Below are 8,578 nucleotides of genomic sequence, written 5' to 3' on the forward strand. Positions count from 1 at the left end.
GGAACCAGATTCCCTCAAGGGGCCCCTCACAGACGACAAGCCCGGCAAGAGCCGCGCCGACTCCGTCGACGCCGGACCGACACGACCTCGACCGCACCCCGGCATCGCCTCAACCCCAGGCATCGGCGGAAGTGATTCCGCCCGGGCGAGGCCGCTTCACCGCACTGGGCGACGCCGTCGCGGAGCGGTCCGAACGCGACGGCTACCCTGAACGTCGTGCCTTCTCCAGCCGCTGATTCCGCTCGTGCCCGCCGTGTCTCCCTCGTGACCTTGGGCTGTGCCCGCAACGAGGTCGACTCCGAGGAGCTGGCTGGCCGGCTGGCCGCGGGCGGCTGGGAACTGGCCGCCGAACCGGAGGACTCCGACGTCGTCGTGGTCAACACGTGCGGGTTCGTCGAATCGGCCAAGAAGGACTCGGTCGACACGCTGCTCGCCGCGGCCGACACCGGCCGCAAGGTCGTCGCGGTCGGCTGCATGGCCGAGCGCTACGGCAACGAACTGGCCGACAGCCTGCCCGAGGCCGACGCGGTGCTCGGCTTCGACCACTACGCCGACCTGTCCGCGCGGCTGGACGACGTGGTCGCCGGCCGCTCGATCGCCGCGCACACCCCGTCCGACCGGCGCAAGCTGCTGCCGATCAGCCCGGTGCAGCGGCCCGCCGCGACGGCCGAGGTCGAGGTGCCCGGGCACGCGCAGCACGGCTGGGGCCCGCGGGTCCTGCGCACGCGGCTCGACGATTCCCCGGTCGCCGCGCTGAAGATCGCCTCCGGCTGCGACCGGCGCTGCTCGTTCTGCGCGATCCCGTCGTTCCGCGGGTCGTTCGTGTCCCGCCAGCCCGACGAGATCGTCGCCGAGGCGGCCTGGCTCGCCGAGAACGGCGCGAAGGAACTGTTCCTGGTCAGCGAGAACTCCACGTCGTACGGCAAGGACTTCGGCCGCGACGGCACCCGCGCGCTGGAGCTGCTGCTGCCGCGCCTGGCCGAGATCGACGGCATCGAACGCGTCCGCGTCTCCTACCTGCAGCCCGCCGAAACGCGCCCGCAGCTGGTGCGGGCGATCGCGACCACGCCGGGCGTCGCGGACTACTTCGACCTGTCCTTCCAGCACTCCAGCGAGCAGGTGCTGCGCCGGATGCGCCGGTTCGGCTCCACCGATTCGTTCCTCGCGCTCACCGAGCAGATCCGCGAATACTCGCCGGAGGCGGGCATCCGCACCAACGTGATCGTCGGCTTCCCCGGCGAAACCGAGGACGACCTGGCCGAGCTGGAGCGGTTCCTCACCGGCGCGCGCCTCGACGCGGTCGGCGTGTTCGGCTACTCCGACGAGGACGGCACCGAGGCCGAGACCTTCGACGGCAAGCTCGACCCGGCCGAGGTCGCCGAGCGGGTCGCGCGCATTTCGGCGCTGGTCGAGGAGCTGACCGCGCAGCGCGCCGAAGACCGCATCGGCACCTTCGTGGACGTGCTGGTCGAGCACGACGGCACCGACGGCGACGACGCGGTCGGCCGCGCCGCGCACCAGGCCCCCGAGGTCGACGGGGAATGCGTCATCCTCGAGGACGAGAACACCAAGCCGTTCGCGGTGGGCGACTTCGTCCGCTGCGAGGTCGTCGACTCCGCGGGCGTCGACCTGGTCGTCCGCCCCGCGCCGGACGCCGGCCGGTGAGTGCCGCGCCCAGCGGGGCGGGCGAGGGCGTGCCCCGCGCCGCGTCCGAGGGCGGGGCCCAGGTGCCCGAAACCACCCCGGTCCCGACGCTGAACCTGGCGAACCTGCTCACCATCTCGCGGCTCGTCCTGGTCCCGCTGTTCGTCGTCGCGCTGTTCACCGGCCACGGCGAGGACACCGCGTGGCGCGCGATCGCCACCGGGCTGTTCGCCATCGCCTCGGCTACCGACCAGGTCGACGGCTGGGTCGCCCGCCGCTACGGGCTCATCACCGACTTCGGCAAGATCGCCGACCCGATCGCGGACAAGGCGCTCATCGGCGCGGCGCTGGTCGGGCTCAGCGCGCTGGGGGAGCTGTCCTGGTGGGTCACGATCGTGATCGCGGTGCGCGAGATCGGCGTGACGCTGCTGCGGTTCTGGGTGATCCGGCACGGCGTGATCCCGGCCAGCCGGGGCGGCAAGGCGAAGACGATGGCGCAGATCGTCGCGATCGTGACCTATCTGCTGCCGCTGCCGGCCGGCGCGGAACCGGTGCGCTGGGCGCTGATGGGCCTCGCGGTGGCGCTGACGGTGATCACCGGCGTCGACTATCTGGTCCGCGCGATCCGGCTGCGCGCCGCCGGCCGCCGCGCGATGGGCACGTGACGGGCGCGTGACGGCCGAGGCACGCGAACTGGTCGCGACCCTCACCCGCCGGGGGGAAACCGTGGCGGCGGCGGAGTCGCTGACGGCCGGTCTCGTCTGCGCCACCCTCGCCCAGGTGCCGGGCGCGAGCGCGGTGCTGCGCGGCGGCTTGGTGGTCTACGCCACAGAATTGAAGACCGCGCTCGCCGGGGTCGACGCCCGGTTGCTGGCCGAGCACGGCGCGGTGCACCCCGAGGTCGCCGCGCAGCTGGCCAGAGGCGCGCGGGAGCGGTGCGGAGCGACTTGGGGGCTCGGCCTGACCGGTGTCGCGGGGCCGGATCCGCAGGACGGCGTGGCCCCGGGGACGGTGTACGTCGGCCTCAGCGGACCGGGGGCGGACACCGTGCGTGAACTGGTCGAGCGCGGCGGGCGGGACACGATCCGGACCGCTTCGGTGCGCGCCGCGTTCGCGCTGCTCCGGGAACAACTAGACTGAAAACGGCGTTCGCCCTTGGCGTACGTACGTGTCAAGTCCTGCACTCGGGGTACCGCTCTGGGTAACGTAGGAGGCACCAGTTCGGGAAGGGAGGCGCGTGATGACCGTGCTGTTGCGCGAGGCGATCGGTGATCGGCTCCGTCATGCCCGCACCAACCAGCGTCGGACGCTGCGTGACATCTCCCGCGCCGCCCGGGTGAGCCTCGGCTACCTGTCCGAGGTCGAGCGCGGCCAGAAGGAAGCTTCCAGCGAGCTGCTGGCGTCCATTTGCGAGGCGCTGGAGCTGCCGCTGGGCGAGCTGTTGCACAAGGTCGCCGCCGACGTGTCGGCCCTCGACAAGGTCGAGGTCGCCCCGGTCGAAGAGGTGGAGACCGCACCGCGCGAGACCGTACCCGACCGCGGCGAGGCCGGGTTCGAAGGCGGCCGCCTGGTGTCGGAGCTGATCGGCGACGACCTCTCCGACCTGCGGCTTCAGCCCGCTCCGCGGATGAACACGACGCTGCGGACCACGATCGGCGCGCCGAAGCTCGCGTCCACGATCGCGGCGTAGCGCCGGCAGTGTTTCGCCGTCCGGCCCCGGGGATCTCCCCGGGGCCGTCGGCGTGCGCGGGGACGGCTTCGCGGCGGGGTCCGGGGCGCGGGTCAGGGCTGACCCTGAATTCCCCCGGGGTCGCCTGGAACGGCGGAGGCCGACCTGACACGATGGAACCCAACGCCGGGGTCGGTACGTTGTGCGACTAGGGGAGCGACGCCCCGCCCCGAAGCAATCAGGGCCCGTGGGACGCAAGAAGGCAGGCGGAGGAGATGGCCAACCCGTTCGTGAAGTTCTGGAAGTACATGATGGCGGCGTTCTCGTCGAAGATCGACGAGCACGCCGACCCGAAGGTACAGATCCAGCAGGCCATCGAGGAGGCGCAGCGCAACCACCAGGCGCTGACGCAGCAGGCCGCCTCCGTGATCGGCAACCAGCGGCAGCTGGAGATGAAGCTCAACCGCCAGCTCGGCGAGGTCGAGAAGCTGCAGGCTTCGACGCGCCAGGCGCTGGTGCTCGCCGACGAAGCCCGCAGCAAGGGCGACGAGGCGAAGGCCACCCAGTTCGAGACCGCGGCGGAGAGCTTCGCCGCGCAGCTGGTCACCGCCGAGCAGAGCATCGAAGACCTCAAGACGCTGCACGACCAGTCGCTGCAGGCGGCGACGCAGGCCAAGCAGGCCGTCGAGCGCAACGCGACGATGCTGCAGCAGAAGCTGGCCGAGCGCACCAAGCTGCTCTCGCAGCTGGAGCAGGCGAAGATGCAGGAGCAGGTCTCCGCCTCGCTGAACCAGATGAGCCAGCTGGCCGCGCCGGGCAACACGCCGTCGCTGGAAGAGGTCCGGGACAAGATCGAGAAGCGCTACACCACCGCGCTGGGCTCGGCCGAGCTGGCGCAGAACTCGGTGCAGGGCCGCATGATGGAGGTCCAGGAGTCGGCCACCCAGATGGCGGGCCACTCGCGGCTGGAGCAGATCCGGGCGTCGATGCGCGGCGATTCGGTCGCCCAGGTCACCGACGGCGGTGCGTCCGCGGGTGCGAGCGCGGGGGCGGCGAAGCCGGCGGCCGCGTCCGGCGACATCCAGCGGGAGATCCAGGCCCGCGTGCAGGCGGAACAGGGCAAGAACCCGGCCTGACCGGCCGGGCACGGGCAGCGCAGGGGGCGGCGGGATGACTAAACGGCGGGACTTCGGCGAGTTCAACGCCAAGCTCGAGAAGCACATCGAGCGGTTGCCCGATTACGCCCAGCGCGCCCAGGAAAAGCTGCAGCGGTACTTCCCGCCGGCCGACGAGGCCGGCGGGAAGCCCGCGCAGAACGGCCGGACCCAGCGCGGTCCGGCTTCGCCGCCGGCGCCGCGCCGTCCGTCGGCTCCGGCCGCGTCCGCGGTTTTCTCCACTGTTGCCGGGCAAGTGCCCGCGGTCGCCGAGGTCCGCGCGAAATGGCAGCGCTGGAACGAGCCGAGCGCGAAGCATCAGCGCCGGATCCGCCGCACCTCGCGCGTGCTGACGCTGTGGGTGCTGGTCACGATCCTGCTCGGGATCTTGACTGTGCTCACCGCCACTGGCCTGCTCGGCGGGGCGGTGGCCGGCCCGGAAATCGGGCAGGCGGTGTTCTCCGGTTTCGCCACTTTGGTGTTCGGCACGTTCAGCGTGCGCACCGGGCTTCGGTTGCGGGAGCTGAAGAAGGTCGAACTTCCGGCAGCGCCCAGCGGTCCGCCGCCGCTGCCCGCAGCCGGTTCGGCCGCGCGCGAGCCGATGGAGCGCCTGGCCGAGTCCGAGGCCTCGCTGCGCGAACTCCTGCGGCAGCTGTCGGTGCCGACGTCGCTGGGCACCACCGCGGTTCCGGAGGTCTCCGTCGCCGACGCCCGCGCGACGGCCGACGAGGCCGCCCGCGCGCTGCGCGGCCTGGCCGACCGGATCCAGGCGATCGAACGCGGCCGCAATTCCGCGCCGGAACGCGAACGGTCGGCCTTGCAGGCCGCCGTCACAAAGCTGCGCGAACAGCTCGACGACGGCGTCGAGGGCTACGGCGGTCTGGTCGCGGCGGCCGGTCGTGCGGTGGCCGCGAGCAGTGACGGGATGGTCACGTCGCGGGAGGCGCTGACGGACGCGACAGACCGGCTCGCCGGGCTGGCGCTGGCGCTGAAAGATCTTGGCTGACCTGCTGATCCAGCCCCGCCGTCGCGGTGCGCGGCCGGTAATCCGCCGCGAAACGCCGGACCCCCGGGGTGAATGTGGTCCGGGCGCGCTGTTCCGCGCCGACTCCGGGAATCGGATCGGCCGGGCGGAAACGCCGTCCTGATGGCCGAGTTTGGGATTCCGGTCGGCGCAACGCGACAGTCTGCCCGCGACGGTGCGTGAGTTCCCTCCGCACACCGCAACAATCGCGTAATCCGATCCTGCTGGTGACGGAAACGTCTGCGGTTTAACGTTTTTCCCATGAGGTCGGTGTTGGCACCCGCCAGACCCGGCGTCGCGGGCTGAGGTTCGCGGCGCCGGACGTGCACAGTGGACTCCTCCGATCCCGCCGAGGAAAGGACGCCCTCGTGACTACGCTCCCGCCGGAACCTGATCCTGTTCCCGTCCCCCCGCCCAGCTCGCACGAGCGGGTCCGCATCGCGTTCGAGCGGCTGGCGAAAGCCGACCGCCCCGGACTCTGGGACTCGGTGCGCACCATGGAGGAAGTGCTCGTCGAAGCGAAAACCGTCGACGAGCGCGTCCACGCGGGCGAAGACCTCCCGCTGGCCGGAACGGTCTGCGCGGCGGACGTCGCCGGACCGCCCGCGGTCACGCGCCTGACCGACGCCGGCGCGGTGCTGCTCGGAACCACTGTCCCGGACCCGGAAAACACGGTCGTCGGACTCGAGATCGTCGACCTGGTCCTGAATTCGTCCGCGCGCGAGATCGCCGCGCCGCCCGGGGTGCTCACCCTCAAGCCGACGCGTGGCCTGACCCCGGGGGCGACCGTCTCGGTGTCCGCGCACCGCCTCACGACCGGCCAGCGGGCCGTCGCGGCGATGCTCGGCCCCGATGGCGCCGACCCGGCGGTCCGAGAATGGCCAGCCGACGTCCGTCTCGGCGCGGGACAGCATCCGCGCCTCGGCATCCCCGCCGAAGCCAGCCTCCCGCTGCCCGCGAGGAGGGCGTTCGACGTCGCTGCCGCTTCGCTGGAGGCTTCTGGCGCCGTGCTGGTCCCCGTGGCCGTGGATGCGTTTTACGGTGCGGGGAACGTCCTTGAGGCCCGCTCTTTGCTGGCGGATCTGGATGCGGTGCTCCTGCCGACCATCGGCGTCCTGGACGCGACGCTGAACGCCCTGGACCTCGCTGCGGTGACTGTGCCGGTGGAGCGGCGGCCGTACGGGATCACTGTGGTGACGCGGGCGTTCGAGGACCAGATCGGCATAGACCTGGCTTCGGTACTGACCGGTGAGCAGTCGCCGGATCCGTATCCGTGCGAAAGCGTCGACGTCGTGGTGTTCGGAGCGCATCTGTGCGGCCAGCCGTTGCATGAGGAGCTGCACGGCGCTCGGTTCGGTGGTCTGGTCCAGACGGCGGAGCGCTACCGCCTGGTGCTGCTCGACGGGGTCACGCCGCCACAGCCCGGCGTGGTACCCGGCTCGGCCAGTGTGGACGGCGAACGCTGGCGGTTGTCTCCCGCGGCGTTCGGCCGTTTCGCGGCTGGGCTGGCGAAGCCGTTCGTGCTGGGCCGGGTGGAGCTGGAGGACGGGAGTTCGCCGCTCGCGGTGCTGTGCGAGCCCGCGGCCGCGGCGGGCGGGGAAGGGCTGGACCGGTACGCGTCCTGGCGGGGTTACCTGCGGTTCGTCAGCACTGGAGGGCCGCGGTTTCCTGGCTGAGGCGGCGGTTTCGGGCTCGGTGCGGTCTGGCCCGGTACGCCTTGCCCAGGCAGTGCTGTTGAGCCGGTGATCGCGCCTGGTCGCTGATGAGGTCGTTCGTTGGAGGCGCGGGTTCGCCCGCCGGAACCCGGACTTCGCCGCTGTGCGAGCACTGCCGGCCGAGTCCGGGTCCCGGCGGGCCCGAACCGCTACCGCGCGGCGAGTCCCCGGCCGACGCGGCGGACCAGACCGGGCCCGTGCAATGCGAAGCCGGTGTAGATCTGGACGAGGCTGGCTCCGGCGTCGAGCATGCGGCGGGCGTCGTCCGGGCCGAGAATGCCGCCAACGCCGATGATGGGGAGTTTGCCGTCGGTCGTTTTGTGGACGAAGCGCACGACTTCGGCCGAGCGCTCGGTCAAGGGGCGGCCGGACAGGCCGCCGGTCTCGGAGGCCAGTGCGGCTTCGGCGGGGGCGATGCCCTCGCGGGAGAGGGTGGTGTTGGTCGCGATGATTCCGGCCACGCCGTGGTCGAGGCAGACTTCGAGGAGTTCGGAGAGCGCGTCGTCGGTGAGGTCGGGGGCGACCTTGACCAGCAGGGGAGTGTCGCCGCCCAGTTCGGCGCCGGTCTTGCGGAGTTCGGCGAGGAGTTCGGCCAGGGCGGATTTGTCTTGCAGCGCGCGGAGGCCGGGGGTGTTCGGGGAGCTGACGTTGATCGCGAAGTAGTCGGCGAAGGGGTGCAGGGTGCGGAGGGAGAAGCGGTAGTCCTCGACTGCTTCGTCCAGCGGGGTCACCTTGGACTTGCCGATGCTGATGCCCAGCGGGACCGCGGGTTTTCCGTGGGCGGCCAGGCGGGCGGCCAGTGCTTCGGCCCCGTCGTTGTTGAAGCCCATGCGGTTGATGACGGCGTCGGTCGCCGGGAGGCTGAACAGGCGGGGTTTGGGGTTGCCCGGCTGGGGGTGGCGGGTGACTGTGCCTACTTCGACGAAGCCGAAGCCCAGGGCGGGCCAGGCATGGAGGGCCCGGCCGTTCTTGTCCATTCCGGCGGCGAGGCCGATCCGGTTGGGGAAGGTCAGGCCCAGGACGGTGGCGGGGTCGTCGGTGCGGTACGCCCTGGCGAGAGGGCGGAGGGCGGTGCCGGCTCGGCTCAGCAGGGTGACGGTGCGTTCGTGCACTGTCTCGGGGTCGTGGTAGGCGAGCCGGTACATCGCTGGGCGGACGATCCTGTCGAAGAGCACGGGGTCATGCTGCCGTATCGGGGGCGGGTCGGCTGGGGTGGCTGGGGGTAGTTGTGGTGGGGATCGCTGTGGGGAGGGGCGGCTCGTCGCCTGGGGGCGACATTGCGCCTTGGTGAGTGTGGGGGCACCCCGAAGCCCAGTGTGCTGACGGTTCGGGGGTGGGTTGTAATGGGGGGAATATAGGCTTTGAATCAACC

Annotated in this window: 8 protein-coding genes; 7 read left to right on the forward strand and 1 reads right to left on the reverse strand. The window is 71.6% G+C overall.

Going from position 1 to position 8,578, the window contains the following annotated elements; translation table 11 throughout:
* Positions 1 to 216: 216 nt before the first annotated feature.
* The 7 genes from rimO (at position 217) to ACWGIC_RS44140 (ending at position 7,167) form a co-directional block, all read left to right on the forward strand.
* Positions 217 to 1,665 (forward strand): 30S ribosomal protein S12 methylthiotransferase RimO, encoded by a 1,449-nt coding sequence (gene rimO / locus ACWGIC_RS44110; RefSeq protein WP_452081909.1) that lies wholly within the window; start codon positions 217 to 219, stop codon positions 1,663 to 1,665.
* Positions 1,662 to 2,309, forward strand: a complete 648-nt coding sequence (pgsA, locus tag ACWGIC_RS44115) for a CDP-diacylglycerol--glycerol-3-phosphate 3-phosphatidyltransferase (RefSeq protein ID WP_452081910.1) — start codon at positions 1,662 to 1,664, stop codon at positions 2,307 to 2,309. The genes rimO and pgsA overlap by 4 nt, the downstream gene beginning before the upstream one ends.
* A gap of 7 nt (positions 2,310 to 2,316) precedes the next feature.
* On the forward strand, positions 2,317 to 2,784 hold the full coding sequence (locus tag ACWGIC_RS44120; protein WP_452081911.1) for a CinA family protein: 468 nt from the start codon (positions 2,317 to 2,319) through the stop codon (positions 2,782 to 2,784).
* A 100-nt stretch (positions 2,785 to 2,884) separates the two neighbouring features.
* Positions 2,885 to 3,334, forward strand: a complete 450-nt coding sequence (locus tag ACWGIC_RS44125) for a helix-turn-helix domain-containing protein (protein ID WP_182893390.1) — start codon at positions 2,885 to 2,887, stop codon at positions 3,332 to 3,334.
* A gap of 254 nt (positions 3,335 to 3,588) precedes the next feature.
* A complete protein-coding gene (locus ACWGIC_RS44130; RefSeq protein WP_452081912.1) occupies positions 3,589 to 4,449 on the forward strand; it encodes a PspA/IM30 family protein in 861 nt (286 codons plus the stop codon).
* A gap of 34 nt (positions 4,450 to 4,483) precedes the next feature.
* The gene (gene pspM / locus ACWGIC_RS44135) at positions 4,484 to 5,473 is read left to right on the forward strand and encodes a phage shock envelope stress response protein PspM (protein ID WP_452081913.1); all 990 of its coding nucleotides are present in this window, start codon (positions 4,484 to 4,486) and stop codon (positions 5,471 to 5,473) included.
* A 386-nt stretch (positions 5,474 to 5,859) separates the two neighbouring features.
* Positions 5,860 to 7,167: an allophanate hydrolase-related protein gene (locus ACWGIC_RS44140; RefSeq protein ID WP_452081914.1), complete on the forward strand. Its 1,308-nt coding sequence runs from the start codon at positions 5,860 to 5,862 to the stop codon at positions 7,165 to 7,167.
* 188 nt (positions 7,168 to 7,355) lie between these two features.
* Here the strand turns inward: ACWGIC_RS44140 and ACWGIC_RS44145 are convergent, their stop codons facing one another.
* Positions 7,356 to 8,381 (reverse strand): quinone-dependent dihydroorotate dehydrogenase, encoded by a 1,026-nt coding sequence (locus ACWGIC_RS44145; protein WP_452081915.1) that lies wholly within the window; start codon positions 8,379 to 8,381, stop codon positions 7,356 to 7,358.
* Positions 8,382 to 8,578: the final 197 nt, after the last annotated feature.

The organism is Amycolatopsis sp. NPDC054798 (assembly GCF_053611505.1).